Source organism: Bacillus cereus group sp. MYBKT14-1 (assembly GCF_051915185.1).
Taxonomy (GTDB): Bacteria; Bacillota; Bacilli; order Bacillales; family Bacillaceae_G; genus Bacillus_A; species Bacillus_A cereus.
This window is the reverse complement of sequence record NZ_JBQAEF010000024.1, coordinates 13728-36253: the sequence shown is the minus strand read 5'-3', so window position 1 is coordinate 36253 and position 22526 is coordinate 13728. Positions and strand designations below refer to the sequence as shown.

The following is a 22526-nucleotide window of genomic DNA, read 5'->3' as shown; positions in this document are numbered from 1 at the left end:
GGGATTATTTTAAAAAATTCAGGGAATGCCCTTTTTGGGCATTTTTTGCTTTCTTATAAACAATCCATGCTGCTGCCAAATCTTGAAATGGCATGCCTACTGCATGGTATATTGTATAATTATATTTTTCTATGGGATGTTTGAGAGGCTTTTTTAAGATAAAACCTAATTCTGCATCTATACAATTAGGATTAATCCCTAAGCTACCTATAACCCCAACGGATAATGCTAATTTTTTGCTATCACATACGAAAAATGATTTTTTAATAACCTCTGCAGACACTTCCACTTTCCCCTTTTCATCACTTCCCAGTGTTGTAATATGAGCTCCATGTTGCAAAAGTTCTGGTTGTATAAACGGCTTTGTTGACCAAGTAGCAGTTATTATTATCTCTGCTTTATGTAAAGCTTCATCTACACTTTTAGCAATTACTATAGGTATATTAAGATCATTGAAAATACCAACAAATCTTTCGGATTTTTCAATATCTAAATCGTATACAGTAACGTTACTAATCTTTCTAAACTTAAGTAATGATTTTAATTGGACCTCTCCTTGTATACCTGCTCCTATAATAGTAACTTTACTATAATCAGGGTTAGCAACAATATGAGTGCCTAAGGCACCTGATATTCCTGTTCTAATAGCAGTTATATAAGTAGAATCCATTATCGCTAAAATATCACCTGTATTTATATCATTTAATTGAATAACTCCTTTTATTGAAGGTGAATGGTTAGGGTTCTTAGCATGAATTTTTATTGTATATGCAGGAATACCATCCAAAATTCCTGGGAATAAAACTACAACACTATTCATTTCACTATTTAAAGTTGATTGGTATTTTTCAATTGAATTATTTGTGGAATTTTGAATTAAATTAGCTAAAAATCCTTTTTTTATGTAGTAAAGTAATTCCTTTTCATCCATCATTTCTTCTACTTCAGTTTTTGATAAAATTAGAGTTGATTTCATTATAGTTACCGCCTTTATGAATATGAATTAGTAGTTAACTTACATTGAGAACACTTGCCATACAATAACAAATCATGTTGTTCCACTGAAACACCACTTATACTAGAAGCAACTCTCTCCAGATAACTTAAAGAAGGATAGTAGAAATCAATAATTTTATCACATTCAGTACATATTACATGATAATGATTATCAAGATTAATATCATACCTAAAACCAATTTTACTAATTAATTTATGACTTAATAAAAGACTTAAGTTTGAATACACAGCAGATACACTAAATGATGGTATTTCATCCTTCAGGTTATTTAAGATTTCTTCGGGTGTCGGATGATCTAATTTTTTAATTGCTTCATAGATTTTAATTCTTTGAAGAGTTACTGTAAGACCACTTAACTTAAATCGCTCTTTCACATCCATTTTATCCCCTCTTTTAAATAATTTAGTCTAAATCCAAATTTTTTTTACAATTATCTATATTGAAAATACCATAAAATGCAAATTGCAACAATGTTATTTGTGAATTATTAATTTTCTGATTTATTTCAAAAGATAAAGTTTATTAAGGTAACAAATGTAAAGAGGATACCAAACGTGGCGAATATTTATGGATATATACGAGTAAGTACAAAAGATCAAAATGAACAACGTCAATTACATAAGATGATGGAACGTGGGGGGGAGGCTCGGCGCATTTTTGTCGATAAAGCAAGTGGACGACATTTTGATAGTCCTCAATATCAATTATTACGAAAAATATTGAGTACAGGTGATATTGTTTACATAGATGCTTTAGATCGTATGGGCCGCAATTATGATGAGGTAATTTCAGAATGGAAGTACATAACAAGAGAATTACAAGCTGATATTGTTGTTTTAGAAAATGAAACACTGTTTGATAGTCGAAAGTTTCGTGAGATGCGGGATATGGGCCGTTTAATGGAAGACCAATTTTTATCTTTGCTTTCCTATGTTGCGGATCAAGAGCGTAAAAAAATTCGCCAGCGACAAGCGGAGGGGATTGCTGTAGCCAAATCTCAAGGAAAACACTTAGGACGTCCTCGGGTAAACCTTTCGACGCTAAGCAAACAACAAATATATATAATAGAAGAAACTTATTCAAAATGGAAGAGTGGAGAAGTAACAGCTGTTATGTTTATGGAAATGTTAGAGCTACGGAAAAACACGTTTTATAAAATAATGAAGGAATATGAAGAAGCAAAGTAGCATCTCTGCTATAAGAAATGCTACTTTACCACTAGTTGCAAGAACGCTGGTACTACCTCATACCTATCACCCCATATAGAATGAATTTGATTCTTATAGCTTCTTTATAAGGTTCTGTTGCAAAAACTTAAAAACTTTTACAAATAATCTCTAAACCCTGGACTATTTCTCTATAAAAGTGTGTAATCGGTATGGAAAAACAAAATTTATTCAAGTGAAAGCATTATCAAAATCTTTATAAATGACTCTTTATAACACCGGCCATAAAGTTTAAGATAATATTCGCTGCAACATGTGGTGTATAATTTTGTTGATGATCATACCAAGGGCTTACTTCATTAATATCTATTCCAACCACTTTAGACTTTAATGCAATTTCATAAATACTATCAATTACCTCAAATGGATATAATCCATTTGGATTAGGAACACTACATCCAGATATAAAAGCTTGATCCATAGAATCGACATCTACAGATAAATATACCCCCTCTGTAGATTTTGTCACATGATTTATAGCTTCTTCTATAACCTTTTCTCTTCCCATTCTTCTCAAATCATATAACGTCCAAATTTTAGCTCCTCTACTTTCTAATTCTTCCATATAATAATTAGAATAAATAGGCGCTCCAATCCCTATAATTGCGACATTATTATAATCAATTTTATCTTGCAAAGTTTTTAACCAATGACCTGAGTGCTCTTTACCTTTTAACGGATCTCTAAAATCAAAATGTGTATCGAAAATAATAACACCAAATGAATCATTACCTAATCTATTATACATCCCTCTAATAATTGGGTCAGCAATTGAGTGGTCACCCCCTAAGAAAATTGGAATATGCCCCTGTTCAATATTGGATACAGCTTCTTCCATGTTTTTATAAGATTGCTGCAAATCATGTACAATATCTACGGATCCTAGATTATAAAAAACGCTTTTATCTAGAGAGACTCGTTTATCAGCACAATAAAGACTATAGCTGTTTAAAACATCTAAAATGCTTTGTGGACCAAATCTAGTACCTGGACGATGACTAACTGCATAGTCAAATGGGAAGCTTAGGAATGAGAATTTTGTCATTTCATTATTTTTTGATAGATTGTCAAGTGACTCCCAATTATCTGCTATCCATTTCACAGAAGAATCGTTAACTACTTTTAGTTTATGAATATCCATAATACCACTTCTCCCTTAAAAAATTCGATTTCTATCTTCTATTCAAAAGTAATACATCGGCTTGTTTTGCAGCATTTTTAGCATATTGTAAGGCCATTTCTGGAGTCTTTGCTTCTGTAACTAACCTAGCAACAAAATCTCCATTAGAAAGTGGTGGATAATTAACCTTATCACCAATTTTCGCCATAACCTTTAAATCGGAGACCCCTGGCAATTTTTTTAGTGATTCTAAATTCGAAATCCCTCCAAACTCTCCAGTTTCTGGTATACTTATGCCGAAAATAGCTGCTCCTTTATTTGAATTAACTTTCCAGGTCAATGAATTACCCAAGGCAGTTTCTACTACCATTTCACATGGATTAGAATCAAGGGCTAACTGAATCATATGACTTCCTGCCATATCTCCCATTAGTCTTGGATTTATTTCTATAATCTTCACTTGTCCATTTTGAATGCGACACTCTGTATGGATTACCCCACAATCTATATTTAACATCTTAAGTGCCAATGCCACCTCCTTGTACAACAAGTTCGTATAAGCATTGTTTACAGGAAAATAGGCTCCTGCTTCTACAAAATACCCTCTCTCAGTCCCCATTAATGCTTTACCAGTTACACCAATAAGTTGAATACTTTCTCCTTTAAATTGAATGGTTTCCACGCTAAATTCATCACCATCAATATACCCTTCTAATAGTACTCCGCTTGCTAATGATTGTCCTGATGTATTAAGCCCCCAGCTTTCAGCTATTTTCATGTATTCTTTCAATTCATCTTCAGAATTAATCTTTACTACATTCCAACTATCATTTGCATCTTGTGGTTTGGCGATAAATGGGTATCCATTTATTCTTGCAAAATTAACAGCTTCTTCAATTGAATATGCCAATTGAAATGGAGGATTCAGATATGGACAATGCTTTTTAATATTAAGTCTCATTTTATATTTATTACGAACATCCTTTGCTGCTTGATAAGAAATACTAGGTAAACCTAAATCTTCAGCTACAAAAGAGGCTTGTGGCACATAATAATCGTGCGTAGTAGTTACACCATTTATTGTATATGTATTATTTAATTTACGAACTGCTTTTAATAGGTGATCTAGGTTATTTGTATCACACTCTAAATAATTAACATCATTCGGCAAAGTGGTATTATACTTTTTTATATCCTTACAAACTACAGTAATTCGGTATCCTCTTTCAATAGCATAGTCTATTGCTTTCTCTCCTGCCCCGCTCATACTAACCTCAATAAACACAATATGCTTATTCACGAAAATCCTCCTTATTTAATAACAACAAATAGATTGCCATTTCTCTAATTACAAATATACTACCTATTGTAATTTCATTTACATTAGGTAGTATATTTTATATTTTAGTTGCTCAATACTTTATCTGGATTTTCTCTTCTATATAATCCTTTTAACACTACTTCATCTGGTGTATTATTTTCCTCCCAACTATTGTAGTCTTCCATTTTCCGATCAAATCCTTTTAGATTAGTCTCATCCCATACTCTTTCTCGAACTGCACAGTATCCTTCTTGCTCTTCAGCTCTTACATGAGTTGCAAATTTTGAATTCCAAATTTCTTTTAAATTATTTATTCGAATATGTCCTAAAAATCTGCCTAAGCCATTACAGTCATACACTTCTCCATAAAGATTTACAAACATCCCAACATTAACTTGACGACATTTGTAACCTCCTGCCATTGGCAAAGAAGGATTATAAGTAATTCCAAATTCTTTTTCATCAATTTCTTTTAAACGATTAATAAAGCTATTCGCTCGTTCTTTTTCAAATAGTTTTGATTTTTTATCTGCAATTCCTTCTGGAATTAATGTAGTAATATAGTTATGAACATTATTTCGACGACACCATCTAAAAATTCTTTCAATATCTTCAAAGTCCTCATTCCTAGGTGTGACAACTAAATCAATTGCTAACCTTGTTGGAATTGATTTGGTGAAACCTTTCACAACTAGTTTTTCAAGAATTTTCTCTAGATACGCACCGTATCCTTTTACCTTAACAATGTCATCGTTAATTTCCTGACTTGTAGAATTGTACTTTAAAAATATAGTTGCCCCTAAATTATATAAACGATCTATTGATTCATCATCTAAATGCCACCCACTTGTAAAAATAACTGGTGTCATTTCATTTTTATGAATAAACTCAATTACTTCCCAAAATCCCTCATCAATCATCGGTTCCCCAGAACCAGGGAATTCTACAGTACGTGCTCCCAATTCTTTTGCTTGTAAAATTAAACTTTTTCTATCTTCCGTAGTTAACGGCTGACGCTCACCTTTATTAAAACGATCGGGAGTACGATCACAATAATAACAATGTAGTTTACATTCACTTGTAAAGTCCATATCCAATAATAACATTCTATTATCCGCTTTAGCTGCCTCTACTTCTTCTTTTGAAAAATCAGTTCCTTTAGCCCACAATACTTCAATTTTTTGCTTTGCTTGTTCTAAATGTTCTTTACTAGTTAAAACCTCAGGTAACATTTAATTTCCTCCTCTTAATATTTAAAATATTGGAAATCCCCTTTTTCTCCCTTATTATACCAAAATACTCCATTTTTCCAATATAATTATTCAACAATTTTAATTATTTTAAATATATTTTCACAAAATATTCATTTTTTAAATTTTACCAAAAAAAAATGAATATTATTGTAAAATATACTTATAGAATATGTATGAAGGAAGGTTGTTTTATTGAATATACCTAAAATACATCCATTAGGAGTTAATATCATTATAGGAACATTGTTTGCTAGGTTAGCAACTACTATGAGTATGCCTTTTTTAGCTATTTTGTTAACAACTCAAAAAGGGATAAGCCCATCGGTTACAGGATTAATTATCGGCATCAGTGCATTAGTAAGCATCTTTACAGGTATTATAGGTGGTAACTTGTCTGATAAATACGGAAGAAAGTCCGTTATGATGGGATCAATTTGCCTTTGGATTCTTGTTTTTTTAGGTTTTTCTATTGCTGATAGTTCAATATCCTTTTTTATACTTAGCGCATTAAATGGCGCTTGTGGTTCTTTTTTTGAGCCTTCTTCACGCGCGCTACTTTCTGAAACAACAGACTCAAAGGATAAACTACTAGTTTTTAATTTAAGATATACAGCCATTAATATAGGAGTTGTTTTAGGTCCGTTATTCGGATTATTATTGGGAAGTTCTCAATCAACTTTCCCATTTATATTTACAGCACTTATATACACTGGTTACATGCTGTCTTTAGTAATAACATTTAAAAAATATCCCTTACCTGCTGTAAAGGATATTTCAAAAAACAATATTACTATGAGGAATTCAATATTAATTCTAAAAAATGATTCCATTTTTTTAATAGCATTAATTGGGTTTATTTTTGGGCTTATGGGATATTCCCAATTTACTTCAACATTCCCTCAGTATTTCTCTCATAGTACTCTTTTTGATAACGGGGTAAAATTATATACGTACATTATTGTGCTAAATGCGCTAACAGTATTATCTTTACAATATACTATAATTAAAATTGGGAAAAAGTATTCCCCTCTTATTTCTATTTTATTCGGAGTAATCTTAATAGGGGTTAGTCTTATCGGAATAGGTTTTTCTAAAAGTATTTTTTTAGTATTTACCTGTATTTTTATATTTACAATTGGTGAAGTTTTAATCTTTTCTATGATTGATATATTTATTGATTTTATTGCCCCAGATCAACTAAAAGGTACGTACTTTGGAGCAATAAGTTTTATGAATCTAGGACAAGTATTAGGTCCTTGGCTAGGTGGAATATTACTTGGATACTTTGGATATGTAAAGGGGAATATAGTTTTTGGAATTCTAGGTCTTATATGTATTTTAGGTTTTCCATTCCTATTAGTTGCTAAAAAGAAATTAGATTCTAAAGAAAATATAAAATACCTAAATAATCGAAAACGCACCTCTTCATAAGGGTGCGTTTTCGATTATTACAAATACAAATTTAATTACGGGGATAACTAACTTGTATAAGCAATTAAAAAGGCATAAAAGGATTTTATATCCTAATCATTATTATACATTGAAATTACCACTAGAAAATAGATAATTTTGAATATTTTGTTAAATTTTTGAGATGTATTACCAACACCAGAATTACTAGCATTATAAAACTTATTATTACCAATATACATACCAACGTGAGTAATACCATAGAAAGACGCATGATATCACTGGTTTTAATGAGTTTAACATTTTGTGTATTTTGTAAAACTCATTTATTAAATAAAAAAATCCCTTCACGATTTGTGAAGGGGTCAGTATACATTGAAAGGGTACTTTCATTTTAATATGTAAAAGAAAAAACTCGTATTGATAAAATTAAACTTTTTGTTTTTGCCGCTTTTAATTCACTATAAAGAAACTATAAGGATTAAATTCATCCTCTATAGAGTTTTTGTGTTCCTCATTAGACATGTATATTTGATAAATCATATTTTTTATGCAATATTGCATAAAAAATACCTGTTACTCCTGCTATAATTTTGAGAGTAAACTGTTGCATCCAACATTTTATAATCTTCTATATTCATTAATATAGAGACCCTAATTGCAGGAAAAAGGAAAGAATATTGGTGGTTCTTTCCTTTTTCCTTATTTTTTTTAACTGTCTAATGATTTATTCTATAGTCTAAAATATTTTTATTAATGAAACCTGTTAAATTACAAAATTTTAGTTAGCAAACGAGAAATAAACACTTCATTATTATTTCTGCTATATTTAAAGGGCTTTTTTCTAATACAATAAGAAAAACCAAAAGAACTTGTAGAAATCACTACAAGTTCTTTTGGTTTTAAAGCGAATACACGGGACACATAAATTATCTCATTATTCATAACGGGGAAACCATATTGATTACGGCTTGATTTCATTATATAACAAAATATTAACATCCAAAGTTTTAATGTTTGAAAATTATGTGAATTTATAATTAAAAATCCACCCTCCCTCTAAAAATTTATTGGTCTGACCCCATTTGGTGAGACAAAGAAAAAACACCTAGACAACATGTTTCCTATAAGCTATAGGTGACATGTTAGCTAATTTCCTCTGAATCCGTTCATTATTATAGTAGTGGATGTATTCATCCACAGTTTGTATTATACTAGCATTATTCGATTGTTTTATATTTTGCGCATAGAATCCTTCGGATTTCAAATGAGAATGAAAGGATTCTATGAGGGCATTATCATGGCAGTTTCCTGTACGAGACATGCTTGTGATAATGCCTTTTTCTTTGGCATATGTTTGAAATTGCTTTGATGTATACACTTTTCCTTGATCCGAATGTAAAATCGTATCAATCACATTTCGCTTTCTTAAGGCCTCTTTTAGAGTATCTAATACAAGAGAAACATCCTGTGTCTCACCTATTTTATAACTTACAATTTCATTGTTAAACCCATCTATAATAGATGAAAAATAAAGAGTCTTATTGCCGAACATCAAATACGTGATATCAGTGAACCATTTTTCATTAGGCTTGGTGGCTTTAAACCTCCGTTGTATTCTATTTTTAGCTACTACTGGTTCATGACCAAGCACAAATATCTTTTTCTTTTTTCTAACCCGAGATAATACGTTGTATTTTCTCATGATACGTAATACTTTTTTATGATTCATTACGATGTTAAATTGAGCACGTAGACAAGCTGTAACCCGACGATATCCATACCGATATTTATGATGTTGACATATTTCTATTACGGTTTTTTCTTCATGATTAGTTACTGTTTTCTCCTGCTTTTTCCAACGATAATAAGTAGCACGTGAAATATTAAATATGGAACACAGTTCTGCAATTGTAAAAATTGATTGCCATTCCTTTATCATTTTCATTATTTCTTCTTTTCCTCCCACCTCCTTAAGATTTCTTGGCACTTTTCCAGCAATATAATCTTTGCCTTTAAATAACGTATTTCTAATTCTTTTTGTTCAAGTTCTGTTAACCTTTTTAAGCCTTTTCCATGTGCAGATTGTCTTCCAATAGACTGTTCAAACCGATAGGTTTCTCCTTCACGATACCATTTCATCCAAGTTTTAATTTGAGCTACATGTTTAATTCCTAAGGCATCCATAATTTCTTTGTTTTTGAATCCTTGGTGTTTCATTTCAACTACTTTCCACTTTATTTCGGCGGGATAATGCGTCTTTTTCCCCATAAGAAAAACACCTCCATTAAAATCATAACTGATACTTACGATTTAGAGAGGTGTTTTTTTTCGTCTCATTACAAGTTCTCTTAAGGTTTTTTTTCATAAGAAGTAATTAACTTTTAAACTCTTTCTAATATTCAAAACCACTATTTGTAATCCAATCCATATTTTATTGATACCAATATAATTACAGGTATGCTACAATCCATTTGAAATATTGCTTTTGGGAATGCAATTGCTATTATAATCGCAATTTATTTTCTACAAACTGATTGGGTGTCAGCCCAAATTGCGGTTCTATTCCGCAATCCTTAACAAATTGTTAAGGACTTTTTTATCATTTTCAGACAGAAGACTCCTTCCTCAAAAATGTGAAGGTGTGAAACACCAATTTTAGGTGGAGATGAACGTCGGTTGGCATATAAAAGAATCCATGATAGTGCTTTTTCTAAATGAATATGTTACTCTTTAACGGCTGGTATTTATCATCGTAAAAAATCCAGTAACTTCATCAAAAAAATGCTCCTAGATTGATCTAGGAGCATTTTTTTGAAACATTATTTTTTATTTGCCTTTGATTCACTTTATTATAGTAACCGTGTTTTACTACTTGCCTAACATCATCTACTTCAAATCCCATTATCTCTGTAATATCTACAACAATTGTATTCTGTAGAACACTGACTACATATCCGGTTAATTCTAAATTAGGATTTTTACGATATAAAAATTGAACATAATCCCCAATTATTACTTCTGTTTTACGCTCCATTTGGTACCCCCTGAATCATCCTTAATTATTCGTTAGGTTTCCCTTTTTTTACTTCTTTATACTGTTTAGCAAGTCTATAAAATGTAGAATATTTAATATCCTATTTCTCCATTGCTTCTACTACATTAATTGTATTGAAAAATTTTAGTTAGCAAATTAGAGATAAATACTTCATTATTATTTCTGCTATATTTAAAAATTTTTACTCTAAATACACTGAGGGGTATCACCAGTATTTTGGAAAATAACCACGCTAAGAGTATGCAAGATATTATACAGTTTTTCTACTAATTCACGAACAAAAGAGGACCCTAAAATCTTGTCAGGATAGTAATGTATAGAAAAATGCATAGACCCATAGCACAAAAAAGGAGGTTCCCTTATGAGAGTAGGGTTCCTCCTTTACTATTGCTACTGATAATAGGACGTTATGTTAACTATACATGTATATAATATTCATCAAGATTAATTGTTACATTCAAAAGAAAACTAAATCACATCTTTAATAGGTTAAACTATTATACAATTGATAATTCTGGTTATTTAACATATTTTAGTAGCGGGTAATCTAGGGCTCTTTTAGCAAATTTGGAAAGTTCGAATCGATGAAAGTTGATCATTAAAATCTAAATGTGTGTGAAGATTAACGACACGTGAATTGTTACCTCTAGTTATCAGTAGAACGACTCTACCTTTAAAGCCTCTGTGCTCATACAAGGCTACTAGAGACCTAGGCGGGCATCTTACAGAAGAAATTTTATCATTCCACACATCTCCAACGTATTCTACATCACTTCCTAGATTTACATTAAATGACGAACCAGTTGCATTTATATGTTCAAAAAATTGAACTGTACCTTGTCTAACATCTATATTTTCATAAGAATCCGGATCGTAATTACTTGAATTATAATTATTTGGGCTATAACTATTTGGATTATAGTTATTTGGACTATAGTTATTTGGATTATAGTTATTTGGATTATAATACATAAGCATCTCTCCAATACTCTTTTTCTAGTCTATATTAATCATCTTAATATTAATTATGGATACAACTTCGCAGTCAGTGACATTATATTTAACTGTAAAGGTTTTAGATAATTGTCCATATAAAATTGGATGAATGCCTTATTAATCCAAAGTATATAAGCCCTAAAGTCGAATTTGATTGATAAATGTTTTAGTTGAAAAACTCATTACTTATTTACATAATTCTCATTTTGATGGTGCTACCCCATCACCATCAAGCTTAAGATCTTGATGGTACCCCCAAACGAAAAATTTACTTATCTGCATCAGCTCAGTTTATACAACTAGCGGTTTATTCTTTGATAGTTGTTGTACTTCTGTTTGAATATAAATAAAATAAGTCCCACTTATCCAAAAACACCCCTAATTTCCATTATGTATAGGAAATTAAGGGCATTTTTCAGTATATAAAACTTCAACATTAATAATAAGTTTTCTTTTAAAGTATAGATGGTTAAACAGATGAAAAACTTCGATTGTTATATTTCCCCTTATTTCTTAAATAAAGGTGCTATTTTATCAATTTGATTTGTCCAAATTCCACCTGTATAATCGTCAGGAAGGCGTTTTATATCTTCAGATGAGTCAAATCCACTTGAAAATCCAAACCCATTTCCTCCTACAACGATAACTCGCGTATCTGCTTTATCCATTCGATTAAGAAAACGATTTGGCCATCCCCAAAGCCAAGGAGCTACTTTGTCTGGTATATGTAACTCTCCATGCTTCAGGCTTGAAGGTATGTAGCCAGTCCACCCTAATACCATATAAGTAATAAGATCTTTTTTCATGGTCGCTTTTGACATTGTTCGTAAACTAGGGATGCGCTCTTTTATCGCAGCAATTGGTTTATCGCCACCATATATAGTTAGTTGATCAAGGCGTTTCGCTGGTAATTTCTTAAGGTGAGCAGCCAATTGGATTCCTTCATTTTTATCATCACTTTTAATATGAATAAGAAAAGAACGATCTGGAAAATGGTTAAGTACTTCTTCAAGTGTTGGCATAAGATTAATCCCTTTACCACGAAACGGGAATGTTTTACCTCCATCAGCTGTATAACCATAACCAATATCAAGTGCTTGTAATTCTTTTGTTGTAAAATCTCTTGTAACGCCTTTACCATTAGTACGGCAATCAAGTGTCCAGTCATGAAAAGTAACAAAATTATTATCTTTAGTTGGTTGAACATCAAACTCTACTAGATCAGCTCCAGCTTGAAATGCCGCTTCCATAGATGGGATTGTATTTTCTAAATAAGAATGTTCAGGTTTATTTATACGTTCTGCTGTACATGTATCGCTCTCAATCTCTTCCATGCTAAATGTTTGCGAAAGTCCTCGGTGAGCAAGAAGAAGAGGAGTTCCATCGTCCCTCTTAGCAAAAAAAGAACTGTTATTTACATAAACAAATACGAATAGGATAAGGATTATCCAAGTCGTTTTACGTTTCAATAACCTTTTTAGTTTGTTCATTGTATGCTCCTCTTAAATTTTGGTTGAAATGCCTTAAACAATTTTCAGCATTTAAATACTGGTAAATATTAAAGCCTATCTTATTTTTTCGCAATGGATATAATTGTTAATTAAAAGCTGGTACTATGATATAAAACGGGAGCAATAGAAATCAATTTAATAACCACTCAACCTTCAATAAGAGTAGTTTTGAAAGATTTCTATGAGAATTTAATATAAATGGGTATTTGTAATATCCTATTATTTAAGATTCAATTTACTATATGTATATAATTATCTGACAGCACCTTAATCACCTTATTGAAGGATTAGAGGCCGTCTAAATAAAACTGGATAATAAATTAACATCATACCTACAAATGAGCAAACCAAATAAAAAATAGCCTCGTATTTTATTACTAGAGAAATATTATTATCAAACTTTTTTTCATCTCTTCTATATAACATTTTGAATAATACTCTATATAATAAATACCCAATAATTGCTCCCAGGGTGTTCATAGATAAATCATCAATATCTGTAATTCTATTATCTAGCAATTGACCTAACTCAATAGCCAATGAAAAACCGAATCCAGCATAGGCAGTACTTTTCATTCTTCTAAACTGCGGCCAAATAGTCGGCAATAAAAAACCTAATGGCATAAACAGTAAAATGTTTAAGACATAAGTAGTCATACCTTCAGAAGCAAATGGAATCAAGTTAATTTGATTTGCACGAATTAATGTTTCGTATCTACCTATGTCCCATATAGTCCCTATCTGCGTCACCTTATACACTAGTGAAAGGTAGAATAGAAAAACATACACCCATAGAAAATGCTGAATAGATATATTTTTTTTCGTTTTAAAATAAAATCCAATTTGAAACATTATACAAAAAATAATAGTAAAAAAATAAGTATATAAATAATTAATCAAAACTCCTGAATGCATTTAAAATCTCCTAACTTTACATTGTAATCTATAACTTTGTCATTTTAGAATATAATTCAAGAACGGGTGGTCATAATCACCCCACCCATATCTTTTACAGGTATTTCACAAAATTCGTTCAATGGTATTTCAACGTCAATTGTTTTGCTTTGAAAAAAGGGATAATATGACATCGTATATTTTCCCCCCTCAATACTTGCTGAAATGCTCTCTTCTTCTTTTAAATAATCCAGGTATTCTTCCAAGGCTAAATTCATTTTTTGCATAATCGTACTGTGAGGCAAACCGGCATAGCGAATATGCCAAGGTTCATATTGAATACCTGTAACATCCGTTTTATCCGAGGGATAGCGTAAGATAAAGCCGTATTTCCAAGCATTTTTTTCTATCCACTTCCCTTCAAGTGCTCGGTCCATTTGCGTTAAGCCTGATCCTATATCAAGTGATAAACCTGAATTATGTTCACTATAACCTGCTGGTAAGGCATAATCAGCCCCCATCTCATGGTAAACTCCACTTTGCTCATCAAAGTCACATTAACCACTATTAATTAACAATTGATTAACGCCTTCCTTTACAACATTATTAATCATCTCTGAAAAATTTTTTACTATTTCTTTTGATAAATAAATATTTGTATTAAGCAACCCGTATCTGTTTATCAATTCATTATGTTTAGATAAGTTTTCGATATCTGATTTCACACTCTCTTGGCGCATAGGATATTTACTGTTAATTAAGAGCAGATTCCCTTGATAGATGTGTTCTTTTACAATCTCTTTCTTTTGAATAATTGAGGTAGTCCCTGTATTATCTATGTTATCTTTGTGATTTTGATCATATTTTTGAACCTCTACTTTATTCTGAAAAAACAATGCTGTATTCATGAAAGCAAAACCTAAGCAAAATAACAATAAAAAACACCACTTCTTCCTTTTCAGCTTCCTCCTTAAGTAAGTAACTTGATGATAATGAAACGCTGATTAAGCGCTGAAGATTTCGGATATGTAACTCTTAACGATTACTTTCTGCAAAGCGATGCTATATGTGGATGCTCTGCTCAATGGTGTGTTGAGGAACATCCAAAACAGCCGATTGCTCATTTGACACAATTCGCTAAAAGGAAAAAATATTTATGTCACTCTTTCTCTAAACATGTGAGCTATTTTAATCACGCATAAATTATCATATCTTTCTTTGACGAAACAAAAAAGCTCGTTCTTATGGTTTAAGTCTACCGCATAAGAACGAGCCATTTTTTAATATTAAATTGTTAATTTCCTAAGAAAAAGTAGAGATGATCTTAAGATTTTCTTAAGAAACAATGATTATTTTCTAAGAATTCCCTTTATCAACCAAGCCTTGGAAGGCTGGAAGCTCTACCGTGAACGTCGTAGAGTTATCATTACTTTCCGCGTAAATTTGTCCGCCATGCTGAACAATGATTTCTTTTGCAATCGCCAATCCAAGTCCCGCGCCGCCCGTATCAGAAGAACGGGCATCATCCAATCTGTAAAACTTTTCAAATATGGTAGCGAGTTTATCTTTCGGGATGTTTCCGACGTTCTCGAAAACGATGGATACCACATCCTCGGAGAGGCCCGCCGTAATGTCAATTACACTGTCGTTCTCGCTGTATGCAGCGGCATTTTTCAAAATATTGTTAAAGACCCTCGCTAGCTTATCAGGGTCACCAAATACGGTCAAATCTTCAGAAGCATGGAGTACCACCTGTTTCCCCTTCGCAGCAAGCTGGGGATAAAATTCATCAGTCATTTGCACCAGCATATAGTATAGGTCTATGTGCTTTTTCGTGAGCGTAATCGTTTGAAGGTTATATCGCGTAATCTCAAAAAACTCGTCGATTAGCTGTTCCAGGCGATACGCTTTGTCTAACGTGATATGCACGTACTTTGCCTTTTGCTCTCTTGGCATGTCTGGTGCCTCGTCAAGCAGGATCAGATAACCGATAACTGATGTAAGGGGTGTTTTAATATCGTGTGCCAAGTACATAACAACTTCATTTTTCCTTTGTTCGGCCACCTTTGCATCATGCTCTCGCTTTTCAAGGGTTCGCTTTAATGTGTTGAGCTTCTGTTCCATGAACTCCATTTCCGCAGAAAGCTCAATTTGTTTATCTTCGTTCTGAATAAGTATATCAATACCGTTATTTATCTCTTCAAAGTATTTTACAAATTTTAAAAGCATAACTCGGCATAGAATCAGAATACTAATGGCAACCGCCACATAAATAAAAATTTCTATATTGTTCCGTATAGTATACTGATATATTATCATTGCGTCCCAACGCTCTAAATGATAACTGTTTTCCAAAAAACGTACGATCCACTCCCCCAGTGTCCCTTGGATAAATAGACGCACAAACAGCACAAATACAACTGCTGCCATGACAATCGTAAGGATATATTGGTAGAGTTTTCGTTTTAATTTTGAATAATCGATTTTTTTATTCTTATTTTTATTTTTCAATTTTATAGCCGATCCCCCATACCGTTTTTATATACTTCGGATTATCAACCGTGTCATTCATCTTTTCTCGCAGATGTCGGATATGCACGGTGATAGTGTTATTGCTCTTGCTGAAATATTCGTCACCCCATATCTCATGAAACAGCTGTTCAGAGCTAACCACATTCCCCTTGTTTTCACAGAGGATACGCAGGATTGAAAACTCGGTGGGAGTGAGAGATAACGGCTTCTCGTTCAGAGAACACTCATGCGTGCTTATATTAATGACAAGACCAGAGTGAACGATAACATTCTCGTTCTGTGCCGTTACTCCATTGTATTTTTTATATCGGCGTAACTGCGCCTTGACTCGCGCAATTAACTCTAGTGGGCGAAAGGGTTTTGTAATATAATCGTCCGCACCAATTGTTAGGCCTGTAATTTTATCTACTTCCGTATCTTTCGCCGTCAACATGATAATTGGATAGGTGTGCTTGTCCCTTATTTTTTGACAGATAGTGAGACCACTTACGTCGGGAAGCATGATATCCAATATTGCAAGGTCAAGCACATTCTTATCTATACATTCCAATGCTTCTTTGGCGGTATAGTATTTGAAAACCGTATAATTCTCGTTTTTCAAATATAGCTCAACCAAATCCGCAATTTCGCGTTCATCTTCCACAATAAGTACTTTATCACTCATGGTTACCAATCCTCCTCTATGGATGTGCTTTTTTTCAATTGGAATCTTTTCTGAATAACGAGCCTATCATACCTATTACACCAAGTAAAGTCATATTGCTGTATATAGACACAGTCGGTTACACAAAATAGATTTTCGGATTTACTCATTTATTAGGATTTAATTTTACGCCAAGAATAAGAGATCCATCAGACTCAAAATTATTTACAATAGATAAAGCAAATGAGTATCCAAAACTAGAAGGAGGTCCCGTCCTATCCATATCAACCTAACAAAACAAGGTCCCTTCCTAAAATGAAGAAATATGCTAATCTTTCTGTAGAATTATAGGAAAGGATGGAGTTTTATTATGGATTTTCCGATTCTTGAAGAACTTCAACTAATTGCTGAAGAATTACAACGACATATGTGTTCCTATGTTCTAGAGCACTTAGCTAAAGAAATGGGATTTGTTCATCGAAAGAGTAAATATCAAGTAAAGGAATTAGTTGCTTTATATGTAAGGCTTAACCTACAGGTTGTAAGTACATCACTCACACAATTATGTAGCTGTCTTGAAGTATCTACAGTTGTTCTTATCAGCCATGAAGGGCTTAACCAACGATTTAATGCTTCCGCAGTACAAGTTTCTTGAACAAGTTCTAGCTAACCTTCTAACTCAAAGAATTCATTCAACACAAGAAATAATTCATCAATATACCACGACCTTTAAGCACATTCGGATTCTAGAGTCTACAACATTTCAGTTTCCAGATAAGTTTTCTTTACATTATCAAGGCGCGGGGGGAAGTATCCATACGGCAGGAGTTAAAATTCAATTAGAGTATGACTTATTGAGTGGGAATTTCCTGCACGTTTATGTAGGAGAAGGAAGAGAAAATGATAAAACCTTTGGTTCAACAAGCCTACAAACCATTCGACCAAAAGACTTGTATATTAGAGATTTAGGCTATTTTGAATTACATGATTTACAGAATATCTGAAAGACACTCGTATACGAGTGTCTTTTCTTTATGCAAAAAAATATTTTCAAACAAAAAACCCTTTATAAAAGAACACAAGTTCGTATATAATAAGAACAAACGTTCTTTTTTATTTAAGGAGGAATAACAGTGTATGACTATTCTATCTTACCGAATAGAATCATCTTATGTGTGGATTTACGAAGCTTTTACGCTTCAGTAAGTTGCATCAAAATGGGGTTAGATCCTATGTATACAAAATTGGCAGTAGTCGGTGATGTAAATAGAAACGGTTCAATTGTTCTAGCTGCCACTTCACCATTAAAAGCATTAGGTGTAAAAAGGATGGCCAGATTATACGAGATTCCTCGCAGAAAAGACATTCTTGTTGTCAATCCAATTATGGGTACTTACATAAATTGCTCCAATTACATAACAAAGCTAGCTTTACAGTACGTTCCTATTGAGGATTTTCACCAATATTCCATCGACGAGTTCTTCATGGATATTACGGATAGTATTCATTTATTTGCTAACGATCCCTATGAATTCGCATTGAAATTTAAAAATGAAATATATGCGAAAACACGGATCGAATGCACAATAGGAATTGGCCCTAACCCTTTAATGAGCAAAGTAGCTTTAGATATTGAAGCAAAGAAGAATCAAAACGGCATCGCTTATTGGAAATATGAAGATGTCCCAACAAAATTATGGAGCATACGACCGCTCAATACATTTTGGGGCATTTCGTACAAAACGGAAGAAAAGTTGAATCGAAAAGGAATACATTCTATAGGAGATTTAGCCAATTACCCTCTTAAATACTTAAAACAGAGCTTCGGTAAGATTGGAGAAGAATTACACTTACATAGCTACGGAATTGACTTTAGTCGCATTTCAGAAAAATATGTTCCTGCCACAACTTCTGTTGGCAAAAGCCAAATACTCATGCGCGATTACACAATAGAGGAATTTCCGATTATTCTACTGGAACATATTGAAGAAGTTTGTTATCGGCTTAGAAGACAAAATAAGCTTGCTCAAACCGTTCATTTTTCAGTCGGTTATAGCAAGACTTATAACGGTGGTATTAGAAAAACACATACTTTAAGTCGTCCAACTAACCTAACAATGGATATTTATAAGATCTGTACATACTTTTTACATCAGCAATATACTGGAGAACCCATTCGCAGCATAAACATATCCTTAACAAACCTCCTTCAAGAAGGAGAAGAACAAATTTCTCTTTTTGATAACATAACGCAGCGGGAACAAGAAGTAAAATTAACAAAAGTAATGGATGAAATACGCACAAAGTTTGGGAAGAACAGTATATTGCGGGGAATTTCCTACACGCATAGCGCCACAGCTAGATACAGAAATACACTAATTGGGGGACACAAATCATGAATAACGCTAATATGCCAAAAGGAAGAAAAATGGTCAAGTGGACTCCGTTCGCTGCATTAACATCTCAATTTGATGGGATACGTGAAATGATTAAGGAACAAAACAAAGTAACCCGTCCGATCTTAACAACTGAGGAAAAAGAACGAATTGAAAACATGCTATTATGTTCCTTAGTATCTGAAGAGGAAATAATGATTACATATTATGAGGATGGTTATTTACTCACTAGTTATATGACCGTTGTTGATATCGATCCTTCAAATAGAGCTGTTATATGTACGGATGCTTTTTATAATAAGATAAAACTACAATTTTCTAATATAATAGATGTAAAATAGAATGAATTAATGTAATCACGTTTGGATTATTAAAAAGGAGTGTAAAAATGCAAGGAAATCAGTTAAGAAAGAACGCCGCAGGAGCAATTATTCATAATAATATTAATAGATATCCCATTCTAAATATACCTATGATTATTAATAAGAAAGATGGGATCATTTATGAGGTGTTAAACGCTGGTTTTCAAGCTAATGATGCAGTAGCAATGATAACAACGGATGGTTTTGCTACAACCAGGGTAAATGCACCGATCGTAACAGCAAAAAACAATGATGGTAGCCTTCAAATATACCGCTTACCGTTAGAACTTGAATATTGGGTGATTTCTTGCATGCTGCTTCAGAAGGAAAAAATCCATTCCCCTGTAAAGTCGCTTTTGGAATTATAGACACAAAATTTTTTGCGGAATTCAAATGAAAAGGTCTGTTTATTCAGCAGACCTCTCATCAATTATAGCTATATACCTTTTTGTTTGTATTCGATGTTATTAACGAAACTTAGGGAAGGTATATACGGTGCCCGTAGAATTGTAATGTCTTGATTTAACAGAGATACATATTGATTAATCAAAGTCATGCATTTGCATGGCTTTTTTGTTATTGATTCTGGTTTTACATTGTAGGCGTACGGAAACGATTCGAGGTATGAGGGGGCCACTATGAAAGAAAACCTAATTGATACAATAAAAACCGTAGAAATTAAATATTTCCACGGTTTTTATTTTTACCTAAGATCCTTTTAATTATTTTACAACAATATAGAACTTACCTGGCATTTCATTTTGTGCATCTTGAAATATTTTTAAAATTAAATCCGCATAAGGTCCTAACATTTTTTGAGTACTCTCGAAAAATTCCCATTCTATTGTTATAGGAAGACCTTTGAACTACCCCCACTTTCACTTCGTTTAGAAGTGAGGGATTCCTAAGTAAAGAGTTCTATCGAACTCTAATTGATTAAGCTAACCCCGCAGTCCTTGCGGTTAGAAGCTTTATCGCTTCATTCTTTAGATTGATACTTGCGTTAATATCCCTATCATGGTGTGTACAACAAGAAGGACAGTCCCATTCACGTAGGTTTAGATTTTTAACGTCTTTATTTTGATATCCACAACAAGAACATAATTGGCTAGAAGCAAATGTTTTCGATACGACAATGACTTGTTTGCCATACCATTTTGCTTTGTATTCCAACATGGATCGAAATTGTGACCAAGATACCTCACTAATTACTTTTGCTAACTTATGATTCTTTAACATATTGGATACTTGCAAATCCTCTATACCGATAACATCGTGGTTTTTGATGATTTCAGTTGAGATTTTGTCTAAGTAATCTTTTCTAGCATTTGATATGTATTCATGAATTCTAGCTACTTTTACTCGTTGTTTATTCCAACGAGAAGATCCTTTCATTCTTCTAGAAAGGACACGCTGTGCTTTCGCCAACTTATCTTCTAATGATTGGAAAAACTTCGGGTTTTCATAGAGTTTTCCATCTGACAAAATAGCGAAATCTTTTAGTCCTACATCTATTCCTATGTAAGAATGTGTTTTCGGAAGTTCTTGTACTTCTGTTTCAACTAATAGTGACACAAAATATCTACCAGAAGGGTTTCGTCTAACTGTAGCATTTACAATACGTCCCGTTATTTCACGACTTTTGGCAAATCGAACAAGACCTAGTTTCGGCAACTTTATTTTGTTCCCTACAACGGCAATGTTTTCGTTTGTTTGTTTTGTGGTATAAGATTGTACGTTGTTCTTCTTAGATTTAAAGCGCGGTGCGCTGTTTTGTTTTTTAAAAAAGCGTGTATAAGCATCCGCAAGGTTGCGAATAGACGACTGAATCGCAATACTATCCACTTCTTTGAGCCAAACAAGCTCTTTCTTCATGGCAGGTAGTTTGGCAGAGCATGTACCAGAGGTCAAGCCTTTTCCTGTCTCTTTGTATGCTTGATCCCATAAGGATAGGAAATGATTGAATACAAAGCGAGAACACCCAATCGTTTTATTGATTAAAATTGCTTGTGCCTGATTTGGATAGATACGAAACTTATAGGCTTTATTCATCATTATTTGATTCACCTCCATTTCGGTATATGACTATTATATACCAAACATACATTCGATAGGTAGTGGAGTAACACTTTCTGTATGTCGAACAATTAAGATGGCTTCCTGCCATCCCTTGTTCGAAGCCAATTCATCTCCCACCTACTCACTGGGCTGTGCCCCTTCACGCTCCTTGAGGAAGGAGTCTTCTTGGCTAAAATGATAAATCCAGTTAAACAGTCCCACAAAGCATCTGCATTTTCCTGAAGCTACCCCTATAGGGGTTCAGCCGAGATACGTGTAAAAATGGGTCGCAGATACAATATTTACCAAACGGTGGTTATTGAGGGCTTTTGTAGCATCACCCGAAGTCACTCTGGCTCCAGCATCGAAATAGGTTAGATTGCTAAAGGTACCTCTATTGTTTCTCGTAGACGAAGCATACACTTCTCAAACATGCCCTTGTTGCCAAAGAAGAAAGTGCGGACACGTAACTACGTTTGTGTGTGCGGCTACGAAGAACACTGGGACATTCACGGTGCCCGCAACATTTTGGTAAAAGAACTGTACGGAAAGATGTGTCATATCCCGGAAGAAACGAAGAGAAAGTATTTGTGGATTGCGTAAGCAAAAAGTAGTAGACGGTGTGGTCCCACCCTTCTGCATGTGCAGAAGTTGCTTAGTCAAATGAAGAAAAGGAGTCCCTGCATAGGTGCAGAGAGGAGATGGAAAATCCGCTTCTCATGGGACCT

General features: G+C 33.2%; 19 protein-coding genes and 4 pseudogenes. 8 read left to right on the top strand and 15 right to left on the bottom strand.

Going from position 1 to position 22526, the window contains the following annotated elements:
• Positions 1-4 precede the first annotated feature (4 nt).
• Both ACTFO4_RS28405 and ACTFO4_RS28400 read right to left on the bottom strand, forming a co-directional pair.
• Complete coding sequence (locus tag ACTFO4_RS28405) at positions 5-976, bottom strand: ornithine cyclodeaminase family protein (protein WP_440014584.1); 972 nt, start codon at positions 974-976, stop codon at positions 5-7.
• Between the two features lie 14 nt (positions 977-990).
• On the bottom strand, positions 991-1398 hold the full coding sequence (locus ACTFO4_RS28400; protein ID WP_440014583.1) for a Fur family transcriptional regulator: 408 nt from the start codon (positions 1396-1398) through the stop codon (positions 991-993).
• 174 nt (positions 1399-1572) lie between these two features.
• Here ACTFO4_RS28400 and ACTFO4_RS28395 point away from each other — a divergent pair, with 174 nt between their 5' ends.
• On the top strand, positions 1573-2205 hold the full coding sequence (locus tag ACTFO4_RS28395) for a recombinase family protein (protein ID WP_440014582.1): 633 nt from the start codon (positions 1573-1575) through the stop codon (positions 2203-2205).
• A 235-nt stretch (positions 2206-2440) separates the two neighbouring features.
• On the opposite strand, the gene ACTFO4_RS28390 is transcribed toward ACTFO4_RS28395, so the two are convergent.
• From ACTFO4_RS28390 to ACTFO4_RS28380, 3 genes are all read right to left on the bottom strand, one after another.
• Entirely contained in the window at positions 2441-3385 is a 945-nt protein-coding gene (locus ACTFO4_RS28390) for an agmatinase family protein (RefSeq protein WP_438906434.1), read from the bottom strand.
• 31 nt (positions 3386-3416) lie between these two features.
• Positions 3417-4664, bottom strand: coding sequence for an ATP-grasp domain-containing protein (locus ACTFO4_RS28385; protein ID WP_174103427.1), 1248 nt, complete (start codon positions 4662-4664; stop codon positions 3417-3419).
• Positions 4665-4768: 104 nt separating this feature from the next.
• On the bottom strand, positions 4769-5917 hold the full coding sequence (locus ACTFO4_RS28380) for a radical SAM/SPASM domain-containing protein (RefSeq protein WP_098877601.1): 1149 nt from the start codon (positions 5915-5917) through the stop codon (positions 4769-4771).
• Between the two features lie 213 nt (positions 5918-6130).
• Between ACTFO4_RS28380 and ACTFO4_RS28375 the strand changes: the two genes are divergently transcribed.
• Positions 6131-7369 (top strand): MDR family MFS transporter, encoded by a 1239-nt coding sequence (locus ACTFO4_RS28375; RefSeq protein ID WP_254610167.1) that lies wholly within the window; start codon positions 6131-6133, stop codon positions 7367-7369.
• A gap of 1087 nt (positions 7370-8456) precedes the next feature.
• On the opposite strand, the gene ACTFO4_RS28370 is transcribed toward ACTFO4_RS28375, so the two are convergent.
• The 8 genes and pseudogenes from ACTFO4_RS28370 to vanR-A form a co-directional block, all read right to left on the bottom strand.
• A protein-coding gene (locus ACTFO4_RS28370) for an IS3 family transposase (protein ID WP_085963828.1) occupies positions 8457-9619 on the bottom strand; the annotation gives its coding sequence in 2 pieces (ribosomal slippage) (positions 8457-9352 and positions 9352-9619; 1164 coding nt in all).
• 529 nt (positions 9620-10148) lie between these two features.
• Complete coding sequence (locus ACTFO4_RS28365; protein ID WP_438906435.1) at positions 10149-10385, bottom strand: DUF2187 domain-containing protein; 237 nt, start codon at positions 10383-10385, stop codon at positions 10149-10151.
• A 579-nt stretch (positions 10386-10964) separates the two neighbouring features.
• Positions 10965-11378, bottom strand: coding sequence for a beta/gamma crystallin domain-containing protein (locus ACTFO4_RS28360; protein ID WP_000291706.1), 414 nt, complete (start codon positions 11376-11378; stop codon positions 10965-10967).
• Positions 11379-11908: 530 nt separating this feature from the next.
• On the bottom strand, positions 11909-12892 hold the full coding sequence (locus ACTFO4_RS28355) for a glycerophosphodiester phosphodiesterase family protein (protein WP_440014570.1): 984 nt from the start codon (positions 12890-12892) through the stop codon (positions 11909-11911).
• Positions 12893-13189: 297 nt separating this feature from the next.
• Positions 13190-13828: a VanZ family protein gene (locus ACTFO4_RS28350; protein WP_000555587.1), complete on the bottom strand. Its 639-nt coding sequence runs from the start codon at positions 13826-13828 to the stop codon at positions 13190-13192.
• Between the two features lie 56 nt (positions 13829-13884).
• Positions 13885-14769: pseudogene (gene vanY / locus ACTFO4_RS28345) on the bottom strand (VanY-A/VanY-F/VanY-M family D-Ala-D-Ala carboxypeptidase).
• 394 nt (positions 14770-15163) lie between these two features.
• Positions 15164-16318, bottom strand: a complete 1155-nt coding sequence (gene vanS / locus ACTFO4_RS28340; protein WP_000791890.1) for a vancomycin resistance histidine kinase VanS — start codon at positions 16316-16318, stop codon at positions 15164-15166.
• Positions 16308-17003 carry a vancomycin resistance response regulator transcription factor VanR-A gene (vanR-A, locus tag ACTFO4_RS28335; protein WP_001281108.1) on the bottom strand — a complete coding sequence of 232 codons (696 nt, stop codon included), beginning with the start codon at positions 17001-17003 and terminating at the stop codon, positions 16308-16310. Before vanR-A ends, vanS begins: the two co-directional genes overlap by 11 nt.
• Before the next feature lie 131 nt (positions 17004-17134).
• Between vanR-A and ACTFO4_RS28330 the strand changes: the two genes are divergently transcribed.
• The 5 genes and pseudogenes from ACTFO4_RS28330 to ACTFO4_RS28310 all read left to right on the top strand — a co-directional run bounded on the left by ACTFO4_RS28330 (position 17135) and on the right by ACTFO4_RS28310 (position 20137).
• The gene (locus tag ACTFO4_RS28330; RefSeq protein WP_130067921.1) at positions 17135-17275 is read left to right on the top strand and encodes a Tn3 family transposase; all 141 of its coding nucleotides are present in this window, start codon (positions 17135-17137) and stop codon (positions 17273-17275) included.
• 77 nt (positions 17276-17352) lie between these two features.
• Positions 17353-17983, top strand: a pseudogene (locus tag ACTFO4_RS28325) (IS4 family transposase); the annotation flags it as partial.
• A 132-nt stretch (positions 17984-18115) separates the two neighbouring features.
• Entirely contained in the window at positions 18116-19381 is a 1266-nt protein-coding gene (locus ACTFO4_RS28320; RefSeq protein ID WP_076775690.1) for a Y-family DNA polymerase, read from the top strand.
• Positions 19378-19719, top strand: a complete 342-nt coding sequence (locus ACTFO4_RS28315) for a YolD-like family protein (protein ID WP_001057821.1) — start codon at positions 19378-19380, stop codon at positions 19717-19719. The genes ACTFO4_RS28320 and ACTFO4_RS28315 overlap by 4 nt, the downstream gene beginning before the upstream one ends.
• Before the next feature lie 47 nt (positions 19720-19766).
• A pseudogene (locus tag ACTFO4_RS28310) lies at positions 19767-20137 on the top strand (hypothetical protein).
• Positions 20138-20462: 325 nt separating this feature from the next.
• Here ACTFO4_RS28310 and ACTFO4_RS28305 read toward each other — a convergent pair.
• Positions 20463-20597: pseudogene (locus tag ACTFO4_RS28305) on the bottom strand (barstar family protein); the annotation flags it as partial.
• 79 nt (positions 20598-20676) lie between these two features.
• On the bottom strand, positions 20677-21795 hold the full coding sequence (gene tnpB / locus ACTFO4_RS28300) for an IS200/IS605 family element RNA-guided endonuclease TnpB (protein WP_440014571.1): 1119 nt from the start codon (positions 21793-21795) through the stop codon (positions 20677-20679).
• A gap of 382 nt (positions 21796-22177) precedes the next feature.
• On the opposite strand from tnpB, the gene ACTFO4_RS28295 reads away from it, so the two are divergent.
• Positions 22178-22333, top strand: a complete 156-nt coding sequence (locus tag ACTFO4_RS28295; protein ID WP_119782053.1) for a zinc ribbon domain-containing protein — start codon at positions 22178-22180, stop codon at positions 22331-22333.
• Positions 22334-22526 lie beyond the last annotated feature (193 nt).